Source organism: Inquilinus ginsengisoli (genome assembly GCF_031453975.1).
GTDB lineage: Bacteria > Pseudomonadota > Alphaproteobacteria > DSM-16000 > Inquilinaceae > Inquilinus > Inquilinus ginsengisoli_A.
The window spans coordinates 105,165-121,817 of record NZ_JAVDPW010000016.1 but is presented as its reverse complement, the minus strand read 5'-3'; the positions used below and the strand labels follow the sequence as shown (position 1 = coordinate 121,817).

Here is a 16,653-nt window from a genome sequence, read left to right as displayed (position 1 = left end):
ACCGCGGTCGCACGGGGCAGGAAGGCAAACAAGGGTCGGACCGGCCGGGCCGGGATCGACGACGCCGCCTCGATGCGAGGGGAATCACAGAGTCTGGGGGATGGCATGAAGTTTCTGAACAAGAGGGCGGCCGCCTTTGCCCTGTGCCTGGCGGTGTCCGGCATGGCGCTGGCAGGACCGGCGGCGGCCGAGATGGTGCTGAACCGCGGCTTCGGCAGCGCGCCGTCGACCCTGGACCCGCAGATGAACCAGGGCGCGCGCGAGAACTACATCATCGCCGACCTGTTCGAGGCGCTGCTGGTGTTGGACCCGCAGGGCAACCCGCAGCCGGGTGCCGCGAAGAGCTGGGAGACCAGCGCCGACGGCCTGACCTGGACCTTCCACCTGCGCGACGGGCTGAAATGGTCGAACGGCGACCCGATGGTCGCGGCCGATTTCGTGCGCGGCGTGATCCGCAGCCTGGACCCGGCGATCGGGTCGGCCCACGCCTACTATCTGACCGCGGTGCTGCCGATCAAGAACGGCAAGCAGTTCAACGACGGCAAGCTGACCGATGCGTCCCAGGTCGGCGCCACGGCGCCGGACGACAAGACCGTCGTGCTGACGCTGGAATACCCGATGCCGGATGCGCCCTACATCCTGGACTTCCACACCACGGCGCCGGTGCACCTGCCCAGCTACCAGGCCGCCGGCAACAAGCTGGACTACACCCGGCCGGAGATGTTCGTCAGCAACGGCGCCTACATGCTGAAGGACTACGTGCCGCAGTCGAAGGTCGTCCTGGTCAAGAACCCGAACTACTGGGACGCGGCGAACGTCAAGATCGACACCGTCGTCTATCACGTCACCGAGGACACCTCGACCGAGCTGAAGCGCTACCTGGCCGGTGAGCTGGACAGCACCATGGCAGTGCCGGCGGAGCAGATCGACAAGCTGAAGGCCGAGCGCCCGCAGGAGCTGCACCAGAACCCGACGCTGGGCATGAAGTACCTCAGCTTCCAGCCCGATGCCGGCCCGCTGTCGGACATCCGCGTGCGCAAGGCGCTGGCCCTGGGCATCGACCGCGACTTCCTGCAGGAGCGGATCGAGAAGGCCGGCAACCTGCCGATGTATACCTTCTCGATCAACCAGGATTCCAGCTACAAGCCCGGCAAGGTCCAGGAGGCCGGGATGAGCAAGGAGGACCGGCTGGCCGAGGCGAAGTCGCTGCTGGCGGAGGCCGGCTACGGCCCGGACAAGCCGCTGGAGCTCGAGATCATCGGCCCGTCCAGCGCCGCCAGCAAGCGGCGGGTCGAGGGCATCACCGCGATGTGGAAGCAGAATCTGGGCGTCCGCACCAAGCTGGACCTGACCGAGGTGAAGACCTGGCTGGAGAAGCTGCACACCGGCGACTGGCAGGTCTGCATGGACAGCTATGGTGGCGACTATCCCCAGGCCAAGACCTGGCTGGACGCCCTGCGCTACACCGGCACGCCCAGCTATCACTGGAAGGACGACGAGTACGAGAAGCTGATGGACCAGGCCAACGCCACCGCGTCGGACAAGGCCAAGTTCTACCAGATCCTGGGCCAGGCCGAGCAGCGCATGCTGGACCAGTACGTCTTCATCCCGATCGCGGTGACCACCGACAACATCCTGGTCCAGACCTACGTCAAGGGCTGGGGCGACAACCCGATCGGCCATCCGATGTCGAAATATCTGAGCATCGAGAAGTAAGGAGCCGAGGGGGCGCGGAACACCGCGTCCCCTCGGCCACAGGGGAGCAGCCAGGGCCGATGGTCTTTTCCGTCCTCCGCCGCATGCTGGGCAGCGTGCCGACGCTGTTCGCGCTGGCGACGATCACCTTCTTCGTCGTCCGCTTCGCCCCCGGCGGGCCGTTCGACGACGACAAGAAGCTGCCGGCCGCCCTGATCGCCAAGATGGCGGAGCAGTACCATCTGAACGAGCCGCTGTGGCGCCAGTACCTGCGCTTCCTGGGCGACATCGCGCATCTCGATTTCGGCCAGTCGATGTACTACCGCGAATACACGGTGACCCAGCTGATCGGCCACGGCCTGCCGATCTCGCTGCAGATCGGGCTGTGGGCCACCCTGCTGTACACCGTCGCAGGCGTGTTTCTGGGCGTGGTCGCGGCGCTGCGGCGCAACGGCATCCTGGACAATGTGGTCAGCGCCGTCGCCATGGGCGGCATCGTGGTGCCGACCTTCGTCATGGCGCCGATCCTGCAGATCGTGTTCGCGCTGATGCTGAGCCTGCTGCCGGTGGCCGGCTGGGACGGCGGCTGGCGGTCGATGGTGCTGCCGGTGGTGGCGATGGCCCTGCCCAACATCGCCTATGTCGCCCGGCTGACCCGCGGCGCCATGATCGAGACCCTGCGCAGCAACTACATCCGCACCGCCCGGGCCAAGGGCGTCGGGGAATGGCGGGTGCTGACCCACCACGCCATCCGCGGCGCCATGATCCCGGTGATCGCCTATCTCGGCCCCGCCACCGCGGCGTTGATCACCGGGTCGATGGTGATCGAGACCATCTTCGCCGTGCCCGGCATCGGCCGCTATTTCGTCGAGAGCGCGATCAGCCGCGACTACACCATGGTGATGGGGGTGACCCTGACCTACGGCGCCTGCATCATCCTGTTCAACATGGTGACCGACGTGGCGCAGACCCTGCTGGACCCGAGGTCGCGGGCATGACCGACCTGACCGAGCACGAGATCGCCGCGGCCAACATCGCGGCGATCGAGGACGCCGCCGAAGGCGTCAGCCCGTTCCGCGAGGCGCTGCGCCGCTTCCGCGCCAACCGCACCGCCGTCGCCAGCCTGGCCGTGCTGATCCTGATCGTGATCTTCTGCTTCGGCGGGCCGCTGCTCTACAGTTACGCCCCCGACGACGCCAATTTCGAGGCGATGAACGCGCCGATGGACCTGCTGTCGGCCTTCCCCTTCGGCACCGACGATCTGGGCCGCGACCTGCTGCTGCGGATCATGGTCGGCGGCCAGGTGTCGCTGATCATCGGTCTGGTCGCGACCCTGATCGCCGTCGCCATCGGCGTCACCTGGGGGTCGATCGCCGGCTTCCTCGGCGGCTTCGTCGACCAGGTGATGATGCGCTTCGTCGACGTGCTGTACGGCATCCCCTACATCTTCCAGGTCATCCTGATCAGCATGGCGCTGGGCCGCGGCAGCACCGCCGTGATCATCGCCGTGGTGCTGTCGCTGTGGCTGACGCCGTCGCGCATCGTCCGGGCCCAGGCCATCGCCCTGCGCAACCGCGAGTTCATCGAGGCGGCGCGGGCCGGCGGCATGACCAAGCGCCAGATCGTGCTGAAGCACATCATGCCGAACTGCGTCGGCGTGGTGATCGTCTATTCCAGCCTGCTGATCCCCGACGTGATCCTGAGCGAATCCCTGCTGAGCTTCCTCGGCCTCGGCGTCCAGGCGCCGGAGACCAGCTGGGGCGTGCTGATCAGCGAGGGCCAGGCCAAGATCGAGACCGACCCGCACATGCTGATTCTGCCCGGGCTGGCCCTGGCCCTGACCCTGTTCTGCATGAACTTCGTCGCCGACGGGCTGCGCGATGCCTTCGACCCCAATGAACGCTGACCCCCTGCTTGAGGTCGAGGACCTGCGCATCCGCTTCCGGATGCGGCGGGGCACGGCCACCGCGGTCGACGGCGTCGACTTCGCGGTCAGGCGCGGCGAGGTGCTGGGCATCGTCGGCGAGAGCGGGTCGGGCAAGAGCCAGATCCTGCTGTCGATCATGGGCCTCTTGGCCGGCAACGGCGCCGCCACCGGCCGGGTGCGGTTCGAGGGCCAGGACCTGGTGGCGCTGGACCGCCGCGGGCTGGACCGGCTGCGCGGGTCGGCCATGACCATGATCTTCCAGGACCCGATGACCTCGCTGAACCCCTATCACCGCATCGGGGCGCAGCTGACCGAGGTGCTGATCCGCCACCAGGGCATGCGCAAGCGCGAGGCCTGGGACAAGGCCACCCGGATGCTGGACCGGGTGAAGATCCCCGACCCGGCGAAGCGGATGAAGCTGTACCCGCACGAGCTGTCGGGCGGCATGCGCCAGCGCGTCATGATCGCCATGGCCCTCTTGTGCAACCCGCGCATCCTGCTGGCCGACGAGCCGACCACGGCGCTTGATGTCACCGTCCAGGCCCAGGTGCTGGACCTGCTGCGCGACCTGGTGAGCGAGCTGGGCACCGCCGTGATCCTGGTCACCCACGACCTCGGCGTGGTTGCCGAAATGTGCGACCGGGTGCTGGTGCTGTATGGCGGCAAGGTGATGGAAGCGGCGCCGGTCGGCCCGCTGTTCGCGGCGCCGGCCCATCCCTACACGCGCGGCCTCTTGGATTCGACGCCGAACCTGGAGGGGGCGGAGGGCGAGCTGCGGGTGATCCCCGGCCAGCCCCGCGCCGCCGCCGCGGGCGACCTGCCGGGCTGCCCCTTCGCGCCGCGCTGTAGCCGCAAGGTCGAGGCGTGCACCGTGACCATGCCGCCGCTGCTGCCGGCAGGTGACGGGGATGGCCGTGTCGTCGCCTGCCACCGGCCGCTGACGCAGCCGCAGCCCGCCGCCGCGATGGAGCTGGTGAAGTGACTCCGGTCCTGTCGGTGCGCAACCTGAAGGTCCATTTCCCGCTGTCGGGCGGCCTGTTCGGCGGGCCGCCCCAGGCGGTCAAGGCGGTGGACGACGTCTCCTTCGACCTCGCCCCCGGTGAGGTGCTGGCGATCGTCGGTGAATCCGGCTGCGGCAAGTCCACCCTGGGCCGCGCCGTGCTGCGGCTGATCCCACCGACCGCCGGCACCATCGCCTGGAGCGGCGCCGACGTCACCGGCCTGCCGGAGAACGACCTGCGGCCGCGGCGGCGCGACATGCAGATCATCTTCCAGGATCCGCTGGCCTCGCTCGACCCGCGCATGACCGTGGCTCAGATCATCGGCCGGCCGCTGCGCACCTTCCACCCCGAGATGAAACGGGCCGAGATCAACGCCCGGGTCAACGAGACCATGCGCCAAGTCGGCCTGTCGCCGTCGCTGGCGCATCGCTACCCCCATGAGTTCTCCGGCGGCCAATGCCAGCGCATCGGCATCGCCCGCGCCATCATCCTGCGGCCCAAGCTGATCGTCTGCGACGAGCCGGTGTCGGCGCTGGATGTCTCGATCCAGGCGCAGATCATCAACCTGCTGATGCGGCTGCGGCGGGAACTGGGCATGGCCCTGATCTTCATCTCGCACAACATGAGCGTGGTCAGGCACATCAGCGACCGGGTGATGGTGCTGTATCTCGGGCGCGAGGCCGAGATCGCCGGCCGCGACGCCTTCTTCGCCCGACCGCTGCACCCCTATGCCCAGGCGCTGCTGTCGGCGGTGCCGATCCCCGACCCGGCCCGGGCGCATCAGCGCCGCCGCATGGTGCTGCAGGGCGACACCCCGTCGCCGATCAACCCACCCTCCGGCTGCGCCTTCCGCACCCGCTGCCCGCATGCGGTCGAGCTGTGCGCCCGGGCGGCGCCGGCCCTGCGCGATTTCGACCCCGGCCACCGCGCCGCCTGCCACCGGATCGAGGATTTGGCCGGCGCGCTCGTCTGAAGCCGGAGCCTGTCACGCAGGCCGTATCGCGACGCGTTGCCGCTGCGTTAGGATTTCGCCATGACCATCGATGCCGGCTTCCTCGACCGCCTGATCGCAGCACCGCGGCTGCTGTTCCCGACCGTCTCGCCGGACGGGCGCTGGGTGGCCTGGGTGTGGAACGGCAAAGCGGAGGGCAACGGCCCCTGGATCGCCCCGACCGCCGGCGACGCGCCGCTGCGCCTGATGGCCGAGCCCTTCTCCGGCTGGGATTGCGAGAGCTTCAGCTGGGCGCCCGACAGCCAGTCGCTGATCGTCGCCCGCCGCCGCGACGGCGAGGAGCAGGTCGGGCTGCAGCGCGCCTGGCTGGACGGGGCGGCGGAGACCTTGCTGCCGGATCGCATCGGCTACTACATCTACAATGCGCAAGCGCATCCGGATGGCCGGCGGCTGGTCTATGCCGCCAGCCGTGACCAGGCCACCGGGATGGGCGGCGACATCCTGCATCTCTACGAGCACGACCTCGCCAGCGGGGCGCAGCGCGTGCTGGCCTCACCCCGCCGGTCCTGCAAGATCACGCCGAAGCTGGACCCGACCGGGCGCCGCATCCTGTATCTACGCAACGACCACGACCCCAGCGGCCGGGCGCTGTGGGTGTACGATTTGGAGACCGGCGAGGACCGTGAGATCCACAACCCCGGCGGCCCGGCCAAGGCCGAGGGAGTGTGGTCGCCGGACGGGTCGCGCATCGCCTTCGTCGCCGAGACGCCGACGCACAAGCGGCTGGGGCTGATCGACCCAGCGGCCGGCGGCCTGCGCTGGCTGGTCGACGATCCGGAGATCCCGGTCGAGCATCTGCGCTGGCCGCGCCAGCCCGATGGCGGCCAGGACCTGCTGGTGGTGATCGAGGCCAGCGCGGCGCGGGACGAGGCGGCCTTCCTGACGGTGTCGACCGGCGCCTATGTCCCGGTGTTCCGCGGCGGCGACATCCTGCGGCCGGTGGCACCGCTGGCCGATGGCCGCTGGGTGGTGGAGCGCGGCCGGGCCACGGCGCCGACCGGCATCGTGACCCTCTCGGCCGACGCGCCAGACCTGCAAGCCGTGCAGGAGCTGGCGCCGTTGCCGGAAGGGTCGGTGCCCGACCCGGCGGAGCTGAGCCCGGCCGAGCCGTTCTGGTGGCATTCGGTCGACGGGCTGCGCATCCAGGGCTGGCTGTACCGCGCCCGGGGTGACAGCCGGGGCACGGTGATCCATGTCCACGGCGGGCCGACCATGCATTACGACGGCCGCTTCGACCCGGTGCCGCAGGTGCTGGCCCGGGCCGGCTTCCACGTGCTGCAGCCGAACTACCGCGGCAGCACCGGCCTGGGCGCCGTCTACCAGGAGGCGATCAAGGCCGACGGCTGGGGCGGGCGCGAGCAGGAGGACATCCGCACCGGCATCCTGGCGCTGATGAATGCCGGGCTGGCAGTACCGGGAAAGGTCGGCATCACCGGCCTGTCCTATGGCGGCTATGCCTCGTGGTGGGCGATCACCCATTTCCCGCGCGAGGTGATCGCGGCCGCGGCGCCGATCTGCGGCATGACCGACCTGGTCACCGATTACTGGACCACCCGGCCCGACTTGCGGTCCTATTCCGAGGCGATGATGGGCGGCACGCCCGACCAGTTGCCGGAGAAGTACCGCGAACGCTCGCCGATCCATTTCGTCGACCGGATCGAGGGGCGGCTGATGATCGTGCAGGGCCTGACCGACCCGAACGTGACGCCGGAGCAGGTCGAGATCGTGCGCGCGGTGCTGGATGCGCGCGGCGTTCCCTATGAGACCCTGCTGTTCCCGGATGAGGGCCACGGCATCGTCAAGCCGGAGAACTGCCGCCTGCTGTACGAGCGGCTGATCGCGTTCTTCGACGAGGCGTTCGAACCTACCCAGGCCACTTGAGCACAAACCCGAGCAGCTCCGCCTCCTCCGGCCGCAGCACGCCGTCCGCGGTCCGGCCGCGGGAGGCCTGCCAGTCGTAGACCGCCTTGGCGGTGAAGCCGTTGAACACGCCGGCGGTGAAGCCCCAATCCGCGATCCGTCCCTGGCTGACCAGGGCGTCCTGCAGCAGCCGCACCTCAGGACCGCTCGATCCCGGCAGCAGCCGGGCCAGGCCGGGCACCGCCCAATGCTCCGCCACCAGCTGCAGGTGCCGGCCGGTCACCAACAGATAGTCGAAAGCGAGGCCGGTCTCGGCGAGGTCAGGTGTGGGACTCAGCCCGGCGGCCCGGCGGAAGGCGGCGTAGTCGCCGGTCGGGTCGGCCGGCGGCTGGTGCCGGCCGGGCAGGGTCTGGCAGCCGGCCGAGGAGAACTCGAGTCCGTCGCCCGGCCAGCCGGCGGCGTGGATGTTGTCCTCCGGCGCGCAGATGTCGAAGCGGCAGGCCAGGTCGTAGCCGGCGGCGTCGAGCGAGCGCCACACCGGCACCTCGACGGTGCGGTCGAGCTGGAACGCCCCCTCCTCCACCGGGCGCCCGTCCGGCGCGTGCGGGCCGACGACATAGGGATGCATCCCCGGCGCCAGCATGTTGGCCACCCGCCGGTCCGGCGCCGCGGCCTGACGGCGCATATGGTCGGCATTCGGCACGGTCGAGCCGGGCCAGGCGATCACCCGTCCGACCGGACGGTCCCAGACGCCGAGCACGCAGCGCGGCACACGATGGTCCGGCCGTGCCTCACGCAGCCGCACCGCATTGCGCCAGGCACCCACCTCGGCCGGATCGACCAGAGCGCAGCCGCGCAGCCCGAACAGGATTTTTACCCCGCGCGGCCGGAAGCCGGTCAGTCGGCACAGCGTCTCAAGCGCCCCGGCGTCGAATACGAAGGGCGTCTCGGCGAAGGGCGCCCGGAGATGGGCGTAGTTGGGCGAGCGGTCGTCATCGTGCCAGGCAGGCGGCATTCGGGTCATCGGCCGAGCAACTCCAGCAGCTTCGCCCCGAAGGCCGGCAGGAAGCGGTCGTTCTGCGCCATATGGGGGCCGACGGTGTAGATCGCGGCAACGGCGCTGCGGCCGGACGGGGTCTCCAGATAGGCCATGTCGTGCCGGGTCTCGCTGGTCCAGCCGGCCTTCGACCACAGCCGGATGTCGCGCGGCAGGCCGCCGCCGAGGAAGCCGCGGACCTGGTCGCGATAATCCGGCCCCAGCACCGCCGGGTCGCGCTCGGGCTCGCGGTCCAGCAGGTCCATCATCCGGCCACAGGCTTCCGGCGAGACCAGCTGCCCGGCAGCGATGCCGTGCAGCAGCGCCGCCGCCGCGCGCGGTGCGATCAGGTTGCCGCCATGGGCGCGGGCGGCCTTCTCGCGGCCATAGGGCGAATCCTCGTAGGTGCTGTGCCACAGCCGCAGCCGCGCGAAGTCCGGCCAGGCCCAGCCCTCGAAGAAGCGCTGGATCTCCTGCCGCCGGTCCCACCACGCCGCCATCTCGGCCTCCGGCAGCGGGCCTCCCGGGGTGGTGCCGGTCATCCGGCCGAACAGATAGGTGGTGGCGTCGTTGCTGGACTGGCGGATCATGGCGGACAGGGCCCGCAGATCCTCGGCATCCGGCTGCAGCCGCCCGGTTTCGACCCAGTGCTGGAAGGCGACGAGATAGAAGCTCTTGCTGGTGCTGGCGGGGTAGACCGCGACCTCGTCGCGATAGCCGAACACCGGACCGTCGGAATAGCCGCCGGCGGCGCCGTCGCGCAGCCGGCCGGGATAGAGCCGGAAGGTCAGGCCGAAATCCTGCGGCCCGACCTCGCCCTCGAACTGGTCGAGCAGGTCCCGGACCAGCTGCGGCCCGGCCGCCGCGGCGGCGCTTTCACAATCGGTCATCGGATCCTCAGGCGGCGCAAGCGGCGACGAAGGCGGCAAGGATGGCGCGGTCGGCCTCACCGCGCAGATATTCCGGGTGCCATTGCACACCGAGGCAGAAGCGTTGGCCGGGGTGTTCGATCGCCTCGACCACCCCGTCCGGCGCGGTGGCGGAGACGATCAGAGTCGGCCCGGCCGACTTCACCGCCTGGTGGTGCGAGCTGTTGACGCCGAAGCTTGCCACCCCGGTGATGCGGGCCAGCAGGCTGCCGGGCGCCACCGCGACCTCATGCGCCGCCACCGACCCCACGGGGTCGTGCACCTTGCGCTCCGGGCTGTGGTCCAGCGCGTTCTCGATCTCCGCCGGGATGTGCTGCACCAGGGTGCCGCCCAGCACCACGGCCAGCAGCTGTTCGCCGCCGCAGATGCCCAGCACCGGCAGGTCGCGCGCGATGGCGCCCTGCACCAACGCCCATTCGAACTGGGTGCGCACCGGCTTGGTCTTCACCGTCTCATGCACCGAGCTGGCGCCCCAGAGCGCGGGGTCGACATCGAAGCCGCCGCCGGTGACGACCACGCCGTGGCACAGGTCGAGATAGCGGTCGACCGCGTCGACCAGATGCGGCAGGGCCAGCGGCGCGGCGCCGAACTCGGCCAGCGACCCGCAATAGTTCTGCCGCAGCGCGTACCAGGGCGCGGAGGAATAGCCGCCCGGCTGCTCGGCATCCAGGGTGACTCCGATGACGGGCTTGGCGCTGGGCATGGCAATCCTGCGGGGTCTGGCGGGTCCCTCGGTGATGCCCCTCGCTCCAGCCGCTGTCAAATTCCCGCCGGTTATGCGGTCCGCACCAGATGTTATCTCCCCGCTGAAGGCAAAGGCTGCGCCGGCGCAGCCTTTGCCTTCAGCGACGAGCGGAGCGGGTGCGGCGGGTCGGCTGCCCGGTGAGGTGGTCGAGGAACAGATGCGCCGAATGCGACAGCGGGTAGTTCTCGTGGTGCAGCGCCGTGATCGGCAGCGTGATCTCCGGCACGATGGCGCGGACCGCGACGTCGGGCACCGCCCAGGCCTGGGCGGTGTGCTCGTCGACGATGGCCGAGCCGGTGCCGTAGCGCACCAGCGGCAGCGCCAGGTAGTAGGTCTGGATCAGGTTGCGCGGGGCGTAGCGGATGCCGGCGGCGGCGAAGGCCTCGGACAGGGTCATGCCGATCGAGGTGTCGGGGTCGACGCCGATCAGCGTGTCGACATCGATGCGGTCGAGGGTGATCTCGGCCGCCTCGCCCGGCGCCAGCGGCACGGTCGACAGATGCACCAGCCGCGACGTGCCGATCGGCACCTTGCGCATGCCGGGCGGCAGCACCGGCTCATGCGCGATGGCGAGGTCGAGGCTGTTGGTCGCCACCAGCTCCAGGATCTCACGGGTGTGGTGGGTGCGCAGGTCGAAGCTGACGCCGGGATGCAGGCGGTGGAACTGCGCCACCTGGTCGGTCATGAAGCCGAAGCCCAGGCTGGGCAGGCAGGCGACGCTGACATGGCCCTCGCGCCCGCGCCGCAGGTTGGCGGCGATGCTGGAGATCCGCTCCAGCCCGGCGAAGGTGCGGTCGATCTCGACCTCCAGCAGCTTCGCCTCGCGGGTCGGCACCAGCTTGCCCTTCACCCGTTCGAACAGGCGCAGGCCCAGCTGGTCCTCGGCGTGGCGCAGCAGCTTGCTGACCGCGGGCTGGGACACGTTCAGCAGCTCGGCCGCGCCGGTGATCGACCCCGCCTTCTGCACCGCCTGCAACGCCTCGATGTGCCGCAACCTGATGGTCATCGTCGCCCCCTTGGGGCCGATCCGGCCCGGACCCGGGATCGCACAGCGGCGCGGGCATGACAAGCGCGCCCCGTCCGTGCGAGGGTCCGACCACCATGATCCGCATCACCGCCCGCACCCAGATCGACGAGCGCGACATCGAGGAGAGCTTCATCCTCGCCTCGGGCCCGGGCGGCCAGAACGTCAACAAGGTCGCGACCGCGGTGCAGCTGCGCTACCCGATCGACCGCGCCGACATGCCCGAGGACATGCGCGCGCGGCTGGTCACCCTGGCCGGGCAGCGCCTGACCAAGGACGGCGTGCTGGTGCTGACCGCGCGGGAGTACCGCAGCCAGGAGCGCAACCGGGCCGAGGCGGTGGCCCGGCTGGTCGATTTGTTCCAACGCGCGGCGGTGGCGCCGAAGAAGCGGCGGCCGACCCGGGCGACGCTGGGCAGCAAGATCCGGCGGCTGGAGACCAAGGGCAAGCGCGGGACGGTGAAGCGCCTGCGCGGCAGCCCGGGCGAAGACTGAAGCACCGTCCCGCCATGCGCGGCGCCGAAGCCTGACCGGCGCCGGCCGCGCCGAAATTCGCTTCAAATTGCCATGATCTTTGCTGCTTATGGCGGAATTGCCCTGTGCCTGCGGCGAGACCGCCTGCGCCCGGGGGACTGGCTATTGGGGGGATAGTCATGGGGTTCGCTGTTTCGCCGCGCGTGGCCGCGGCCGTGGTGGTGCTGGCCTGGGCCGGCGCCGCCGCCGCGCAGACGCCGACATCGAACACGACGCCGGCCGATCCGGCCGCCGCGATCAAGGCCGAGCAGGAAGCCGCCTGGGTCGCCGCCGACAAGGCCGCCCAGCACGGCCCGAAGGACATCCCGCTGATCGACCAGGGCACGCTGGCCCTGCCGGCCGGATACACCTTCGTGCCCAAGCAGGAGGCCAACCAGATCCGGCACGCCTGGGGCGGCAACGCGGATCCGGACCTGATCGGCATGGTCTGGTCGGACGCTGCGGGCGAGGACTGGTACGCGCTGATCGACTTCACCAAGGAAGGCTACATCCGCGAGGACGATGCCAAGGACTGGAATGCCGACGAGCTGCTGAGCAGCCTGAAGGACGGCACCCAGGCCGGCAACCAGGACCGCATCGCCCGCGGCTTCCCGCCCCTGGCGGTGACCGGCTGGATCGAGGTGCCGCAATACGACGCCGCCACCCATCGCTTGGTGTGGTCGGCCAAGGTGGTCGAGACCGACAACGCCGCCGACGAGGGGTCGGCCAACTACAAGACCTATGCGCTGGGACGCGAGGGCTATATCGGCCTGAACATGGTCACCTCGACGGCCGCGATCGAGGGCGAGAAGAAATATGCCCGCGAGTTGCTCAATTCGGTCAGCTACACCACCGGCAAGCGCTACGAGGATTTCACCGAAAGCACCGACCGGGTCGCCGAATACGGGCTGGCGGCGCTGGTGGCCGGCGTGGCGGCGAAGAAGCTGGGGCTGATCGCCATCGCCGGCGCCTTCGTGCTGAAATTCGCCAAAGTCATCATCATCGCGCTCGGCGCCTTCGGCTTCGGGCTGACCAAGCTGTTCCGGCGCAAGCCGCGCGACGGCGGCACCGCGTGAACACCGTCAGGCCCTGCCCATGATCCGGACCCTCCTGCTGCTGGTCGGCTTCCTGAAGTTCGGCAAGATCGGGCTGACCGGCGGCACCATGCTGCTGTCGCTGGCGACCTACGCCCTCATCTTCGGCTGGGGCTATGCCGCCGGCTTCGTCCTGCTGCTGCTGATGCATGAGATGGGGCACTACATCGCGGCCAAGCGGCGCGGCCTGGATGTCGGGGCGCCGACCTTCATCCCCTTCATCGGCGCCTGGATCGAGCTGAAGCAGCAGCCGATGGATGTCGAGACCGAGGCCTATGTCGCCTTCGCCGGCCCCTTCATCGGCACGCTGGGTGCCTTCGTCGTCTACTTCTGGGCGCGCGAGGTCGACAGCCGGCTGCTGCTGGCCGTGGCCTATTCCGGCTTCTTCCTGAACCTGATCAACCTGCTGCCGGTCTCGCCGCTGGATGGCGGCCGGATCACCGCGATCCTGTCGCCGAAGGTGTGGCTGCTGGGCGCGCCGATCATGCTGGGCCTGCTGCTGTGGCGGCCCAGCCCGGTGCTGCTGCTGGTGGCGCTGATCGCGGCACCGCAGGTGCTGAAGGCTTGGCGCCACGACCCCAACAGCCCCGAGGCGCTGGCCTATTACAACGCACCGCTGGAGGCGCGGATCGAATACGGTGTGCTGTATCTCGGCCTGACTGCGCTGCTGGCGATCATGACCTACAGCGTGCATGGTATGCTGGAGGGCACCCGCGCCTTCTGAAAGCCGGCATCCGGCACGGCCCTTGCGTCCCCCTCCTTCGGTTTGCGACCACCGATCGGAGAGGATGCCGCGATGAAGCGTGAGGACCTGACCGAGAAGATCCTGGACATCAAGCGCGAGAAGGGCTGGAGCTGGCGCGAGATCACCGCCGCGATCGGCGGCCATTCGCCGGTGCTGGTCACCGCCGCCCTGCTGGGCCAGATGAAACTGACCAAGCCGCAGGCAGCCGAGGCCGCCACCCTGTTCGGCCTGACCGCGGCGGAGCAGCGGATGCTGAACGAGCCGCCCTATCGCGGGTCGTTCCAGGCGCCGCCGACCGACCCGCTGATCTACCGCTTCTACGAGCTGGTGATGGTCTACGGCACCACCTGGAAGGAGCTGATCCAGGAGGAGTTCGGCGACGGCATCATGTCGGCGATCGATTTCGACTTCGAGATGGAGCGCCTTCCCGATCCCAATGGCGACCGGGTGAAGCTGACGATGTCCGGCAAGTTCCTGCCCTACCGCTATTACGGCGCCACCGGCAATTCCCCGCGATTCGGCTACCGGGAGGAGTGAGGGGGCTTTCCCCCTACTCCGCCTTCCATGTCCCCCACAGGATCGGCTTGCCGCCGGCCCAGGGGTGGTAGCCCCTGAGCTTCGGGCCGGACGCGTCGACCACCACGTCGTAATACAGGCCGAGGGTCGGCACCTGCTGCGCCATCAGCGCGTGCAGCTGGTGCAGCACCGCCTTGCGCGCCACCGGGTCGTCGGTCTGCACCGATTGGGCCAGCAGCGCCGCGGCCTGCGGGTCGTCCCATTGCGAAGTCGGGGTGTCCGCCTTGCTGCCCACCAGGATGCCGTACATCAGCGACGGGTCCAGCCGCGCCGAATAGCTGAAGGATTGCAGCTGGAACTTGCCCGCCGTGTAGTTGTCGAGCTGGGTCGCCCAGTCCAGCACCTCGAGCCGGGCATCGATGCCGACCGCGGCCAGCATCGCCTGCACCAGGAGGGCGTTGTTGTACATGCCGTCATAGCGCTTGTTGGTCTGGATCGTGATCGGCTGGCCCTTGTAGCCGGCCTCCTGCAGCAGCGCCTGGGCCTTGGCCGGGTCGTAGTCCGGCCAGGCCAGGAAGCCGTCGTCGAAGAAGGCGCTGGCCTTGGCCACGCCGGAGGGGTTGGCCTCCGCCAGCCCATAGGTCTGGGCCTGGGCGATCTGCTTGATGTCGATGGCATGGGCCAGGGCCAGCCGCATCCGCAGGTCGGACAGCAGCGGATCGCTGGTCTGCACCAGGATCGCCGACCAGCCGAGGCCCGAGGCGGTCTCGACCGTGCCGCCATTGGCCTTCACCTCGTCGATCTGCGACGGCGCCAGGCTGGGCAGCAGGTCGACCTGGCCGGCGGCCAGCGCCGCCTCCGCCGTCGACGGGTCGGGCACGATCTGGAAGCGGATGGTGTCGGCATAGGCGATGCGGGCGCCGGCATAGCCGCTGCCGGGTTCGGACAGCGGCTTGTAGCCGGCGAATTTCTGCAGCGTCACCGCCTCGCCCCGCTTCCACGCGGCCAGGGTGTAGGGGCCGGTGCCGATCGGTGTATTCCAGCTGCCGTCCGGGTTCAGGCTGTCGGGGCTGATGGTGCCGCTGGCGAAGCACTGGAAATTGGCCAGCTGCGCCAGGAACAGCGCGTTCGGCGCGGCCAGGCGGAAGCGGATGGTCTGCGCGTCCGGCGTCTCCACCGCGTCGACCTTCAGCCCGGTGGTGCCGTCGAAGATCCGCCGGCAGGACCAGGCGGCGTCGGCCCAGCGGCGGTCCCAGCTCCACTTCACCTCGGCCGAGGTGACCGGCTTGCCATTGTGGAACAGCGCGCCCTGCCGGATCTTGAAGTCATAGGTCCGGCCGCCATCGGACACGGCCCAGGATTCGGCCAGCGCCGGGCCGACGGTCAGATCGTTGCGGTAGCCGACCAGCGATTCGACCACATGCTGCAGCACCGTGTCGGTGTTGCCGTCGCGGTTGATGCCGGGATCGGTGCTGCGGATGTCGGCGTTCAGCGCCACGGTGATGGTGCCGCCCGGACGCGGCGTGTCCTGCGCCGCGGCGGCCGCCGCAAAGCCCAGGGCCAAGGCGAGCGCCAGCCCCCCGATTGCCGTCTTCATACCTGCCCCCTGTCGGTTTCGTTTTTGGTTGTCTCTCCGGCCGTGGCCGGTCTCAGGCTGCTTTCCGCCGGTCGGTCAATACATCGGCGAAGAAGCGCTTCACCGCGTCGAGCATGGTGCGGTCGTCATGGCCGACGCCCGGGATGGTGTCCTGCTGCACCGCGACGCCCTGCGCCTCCAGGCTGCGGCGCAGCGACCGCATGCGGTCCTGGCGGTTGGCCCCGGCGATGCCGGCGCCCGGCATCCACCAGGCGTTGCCCGGCTCGATCGTGATCTCCCAGGTCTGGGTGTCGTCGCCGCCGACCAGCATGTGCACCGGCACGCGGCGGATGGCGTCGAGGTCCAGCTTCTTGCCGAACACCGCCTCGAAATTGCGCACGCCGACCCACCAGTCATGGTCGAAGTCGAGCAGCGTGACCACGCCGGGCGCGCCGATCGAGGCGCCCAGCAGCCGGTCCGGGTGCAAATAGAGGAAGCGGTGGGTGAAGTGGCCGCCGCCGGAGAAGCCGTACATCAGCACCCGGTCGCCCGCGACCCGGTACTTGGCCTGCATCTCGGCGATCATCGCCAGCAGCACGGCGTCGTAGTGCAGGGGGCCGGCGCGCATCAGCTTGTAGCTGGAGAGGTCGCCGGGTTCGGTGATGCCGACCGGGAACAGCGGCGCCAGCACGATGACGCCATGCCGCTCCGCAAAATCGGCGAAGCCGTCGCGATAGGCCTGCATGCCGCGTTCGGTGCCGTGCACGATCACCGCCAGCGGCCAGCTGTCGCTGCCGTGCTCGTCATAGGCCTCGGGCACATAGGCGCAGTAGCTGAAACGCTGGTCCAGGCCGCAGGCGAACACTGTGGTCGCCCCGAAATCATAGGATGCCAGCCGCGTTCCATGCCCGTGCGGTCGCGCCATGATGCCCCCTTGTGCCTGTTTGACGGAAAGTGAGACATGTTTTTGTGATCATGAAA

At 69.5% G+C, this 16,653-nt stretch carries 16 protein-coding genes; 10 read left to right on the top strand and 6 right to left on the bottom strand.

The window, feature by feature from the left end; genetic code table 11:
• Positions 1 to 105 precede the first annotated feature (105 nt).
• From E9232_RS33400 to E9232_RS33375, 6 genes are read left to right on the top strand one after another with little or no spacing between them, the layout of a single operon-like run.
• Positions 106 to 1,716 (top strand): peptide ABC transporter substrate-binding protein, encoded by a 1,611-nt coding sequence (locus E9232_RS33400; RefSeq protein WP_309801605.1) that lies wholly within the window; start codon positions 106 to 108, stop codon positions 1,714 to 1,716.
• 59 nt (positions 1,717 to 1,775) lie between these two features.
• Positions 1,776 to 2,693 (top strand): ABC transporter permease, encoded by a 918-nt coding sequence (locus E9232_RS33395; RefSeq protein WP_309801604.1) that lies wholly within the window; start codon positions 1,776 to 1,778, stop codon positions 2,691 to 2,693.
• On the top strand, positions 2,690 to 3,601 hold the full coding sequence (locus tag E9232_RS33390) for an ABC transporter permease (protein WP_309801603.1): 912 nt from the start codon (positions 2,690 to 2,692) through the stop codon (positions 3,599 to 3,601). The genes E9232_RS33395 and E9232_RS33390 overlap by 4 nt, the downstream gene beginning before the upstream one ends.
• Positions 3,591 to 4,604 (top strand): ABC transporter ATP-binding protein, encoded by a 1,014-nt coding sequence (locus tag E9232_RS33385; RefSeq protein ID WP_309801602.1) that lies wholly within the window; start codon positions 3,591 to 3,593, stop codon positions 4,602 to 4,604. Before E9232_RS33390 ends, E9232_RS33385 begins: the two co-directional genes overlap by 11 nt.
• The gene (locus E9232_RS33380) at positions 4,601 to 5,596 is read left to right on the top strand and encodes an ABC transporter ATP-binding protein (RefSeq protein WP_309801601.1); all 996 of its coding nucleotides are present in this window, start codon (positions 4,601 to 4,603) and stop codon (positions 5,594 to 5,596) included. Before E9232_RS33385 ends, E9232_RS33380 begins: the two co-directional genes overlap by 4 nt.
• 60 nt (positions 5,597 to 5,656) lie before the next feature.
• A complete protein-coding gene (locus tag E9232_RS33375; RefSeq protein WP_309801600.1) occupies positions 5,657 to 7,516 on the top strand; it encodes a S9 family peptidase in 1,860 nt (619 codons plus the stop codon).
• On the opposite strand, the gene E9232_RS33370 is transcribed toward E9232_RS33375, so the two are convergent.
• The 4 genes from E9232_RS33370 to E9232_RS33355 form a co-directional block, all read right to left on the bottom strand.
• A complete protein-coding gene (locus E9232_RS33370) occupies positions 7,500 to 8,519 on the bottom strand; it encodes a peptidoglycan-binding domain-containing protein (RefSeq protein WP_309801599.1) in 1,020 nt (339 codons plus the stop codon). The two genes, E9232_RS33375 and E9232_RS33370, sit on opposite strands and share 17 nt — an antisense overlap.
• Positions 8,516 to 9,421 (bottom strand): serine hydrolase, encoded by a 906-nt coding sequence (locus E9232_RS33365; protein WP_309801598.1) that lies wholly within the window; start codon positions 9,419 to 9,421, stop codon positions 8,516 to 8,518. The genes E9232_RS33370 and E9232_RS33365 overlap by 4 nt, the downstream gene beginning before the upstream one ends.
• 7 nt (positions 9,422 to 9,428) lie before the next feature.
• Positions 9,429 to 10,163, bottom strand: a complete 735-nt coding sequence (locus E9232_RS33360) for a gamma-glutamyl-gamma-aminobutyrate hydrolase family protein (protein ID WP_309801597.1) — start codon at positions 10,161 to 10,163, stop codon at positions 9,429 to 9,431.
• 139 nt (positions 10,164 to 10,302) lie between these two features.
• On the bottom strand, positions 10,303 to 11,211 hold the full coding sequence (locus E9232_RS33355; RefSeq protein WP_309801596.1) for a LysR family transcriptional regulator: 909 nt from the start codon (positions 11,209 to 11,211) through the stop codon (positions 10,303 to 10,305).
• 95 nt (positions 11,212 to 11,306) lie between these two features.
• Between E9232_RS33355 and arfB the strand changes: the two genes are divergently transcribed.
• The 4 genes from arfB (at position 11,307) to cynS (ending at position 14,117) form a co-directional block, all read left to right on the top strand.
• Entirely contained in the window at positions 11,307 to 11,723 is a 417-nt protein-coding gene (arfB, locus tag E9232_RS33350) for an alternative ribosome rescue aminoacyl-tRNA hydrolase ArfB (protein WP_309801595.1), read from the top strand.
• Positions 11,724 to 11,881: 158 nt separating this feature from the next.
• Complete coding sequence (locus E9232_RS33345; protein ID WP_309801594.1) at positions 11,882 to 12,817, top strand: DUF2167 domain-containing protein; 936 nt, start codon at positions 11,882 to 11,884, stop codon at positions 12,815 to 12,817.
• Between the two features lie 19 nt (positions 12,818 to 12,836).
• Complete coding sequence (locus tag E9232_RS33340) at positions 12,837 to 13,559, top strand: site-2 protease family protein (RefSeq protein WP_309801593.1); 723 nt, start codon at positions 12,837 to 12,839, stop codon at positions 13,557 to 13,559.
• A 72-nt stretch (positions 13,560 to 13,631) separates the two neighbouring features.
• On the top strand, positions 13,632 to 14,117 hold the full coding sequence (cynS, locus tag E9232_RS33335) for a cyanase (RefSeq protein ID WP_309801592.1): 486 nt from the start codon (positions 13,632 to 13,634) through the stop codon (positions 14,115 to 14,117).
• A 13-nt stretch (positions 14,118 to 14,130) separates the two neighbouring features.
• Here cynS and E9232_RS33330 read toward each other — a convergent pair whose 3' ends face one another.
• Positions 14,131 to 15,693 carry an ABC transporter substrate-binding protein gene (locus tag E9232_RS33330; RefSeq protein ID WP_309801591.1) on the bottom strand — a complete coding sequence of 521 codons (1,563 nt, stop codon included), beginning with the start codon at positions 15,691 to 15,693 and terminating at the stop codon, positions 14,131 to 14,133.
• 52 nt (positions 15,694 to 15,745) lie between these two features.
• Entirely contained in the window at positions 15,746 to 16,597 is an 852-nt protein-coding gene (locus tag E9232_RS33325) for an alpha/beta hydrolase family protein (protein WP_309801590.1), read from the bottom strand.
• Positions 16,598 to 16,653 lie beyond the last annotated feature (56 nt).